Below are 1,382 nucleotides of genomic sequence, written 5' to 3'. Positions count from 1 at the left end.
GGGACTGTCAGAAGAACGGTGTGTGAGGGTCCGGCCTGATCCGAGAGGAGACGGCCGTGGCTGACACGACCGATTTGTTGGACGACGAGATGATTGATCCCGTGACGGGAGAGATCATCGATCAGAAAGACCTCGCCGCGCGCTTACTGGCGCAGGCGAAGGAGCAGGGTGTGAGCCTGGTCGGGCCAGGAGGCCTGCTAAACCAGCTCACGAAAAACGTGCTTGAGACCGCGCTGAACGCTGAGCTGACCGAGCATCTCGGTCACGAGCACGGCGAGACCCCAATGGGGGTGAACATGCGCAATGGGACCCGGACAAAGACGGTGCTCACCGAGATCGGGCCGGTGGAGATCGAGGTTCCTCGGGATCGTGACGGGTCGTTCGAGCCGGTGATCGTGCCCAAGCGCAAGCGCCGGCTGGACGGGATCGATCAGATCGTGCTGTCGCTGACCGCGCGCGGGCTGACGACCGGGGAGATCGCCGCTCACTTCGACGAGGTCTATGGGGCGAAGGTCTCCAAGGACACGATCAGCCAGATTACCGAGAAGGTCACCGGGGAACTCGCGGAGTGGGCTTCCCGCCCGCTGGATGCGATCTATCCGGTGATCTTCGTCGACGCGATCGTGGTGAAGGTTCGTGACGGGCAGGTCCGCAACACCCCGTTCTACGTCGTCATGGGCGTCACGACGAACGGGGAACGCGACATCCTGGGTATCTGGGCCGGCGACGGCGCGGAAGGGGCGAGGTTCTGGCTGCAGGTGTTCAGCGAGCTGAAGAACCGCGGGGTCGAGGACGTGCTGATCGCGGTGTGCGACGGCCTCAAGGGGTTGCCGGAAGCGATCAACACCACCTGGGAGCAGGCGGTCGTGCAGCAGTGCATCGTGCACCTGATCCGCAACTCGTTCCGTTATGCCGGCCGGCAGCACCGGGATGCGATCGTCCGTTCGCTCAAGCCCGTTTACACGGCCCCGTCCGAGCAGGCGGCGAAGGACAGGTTCGAGGAGTTCGCCGCCGAGTGGGGTGAGCGGTATCCAGCGATCGTGCAGCTCTGGCGCAACTCCTGGGCGGAGTTCGTGCCGTTCCTCGAATACGACGTCGAGATCCGTCAAGTGATCTGCACGACCAACGCGATCGAGTCGATCAACGCGAGATACCGGCGGGCCGTCCGAGCCCGCGGACACTTCCCGAACGAGCAAGCGGCGTTGAAGTGCTTGTACCTGGTGACACGCTCGCTTGACCCCACCGGCGGCGGGAGGGCACGCTGGATGATGAGGTGGAAGCCCGCGCTGAACGCGTTCGCGATCACCTTCGCCGGACGGTTCGAAAGAACCACTCACTAATGAGAACCGCCGGACCCCACACACCGTTTAACGGACAGACCC

Annotated in this window: 1 protein-coding gene; it reads left to right on the top strand. The window is 63.9% G+C overall.

All coding sequences use genetic code 11. The features are described 5' to 3' along the window. Positions 1–89 precede the first annotated feature (89 nt). A complete protein-coding gene (locus RF638_RS15970; protein ID WP_129702506.1) occupies positions 90–1,340 on the top strand; it encodes an IS256 family transposase in 1,251 nt (416 codons plus the stop codon). Positions 1,341–1,382: the final 42 nt, after the last annotated feature.

The sequence above is a fragment of the Kocuria sp. CPCC 205235 genome, assembly GCF_040980905.1.
Lineage (GTDB): Bacteria > Actinomycetota > Actinomycetes > Actinomycetales > Micrococcaceae > Kocuria > Kocuria carniphila.
Note: the sequence above shows the minus strand (reverse complement) of the source record. Positions and strands in the feature narration are given on the sequence as shown.

Coding starts and splice junctions, on each gene's coding strand:
- RF638_RS15970 (WP_129702506.1), top strand. CDS start 90: ATGATTGATCCCGTGACGGGAGAGATCATCGATCAGAAAGACCTCGCC.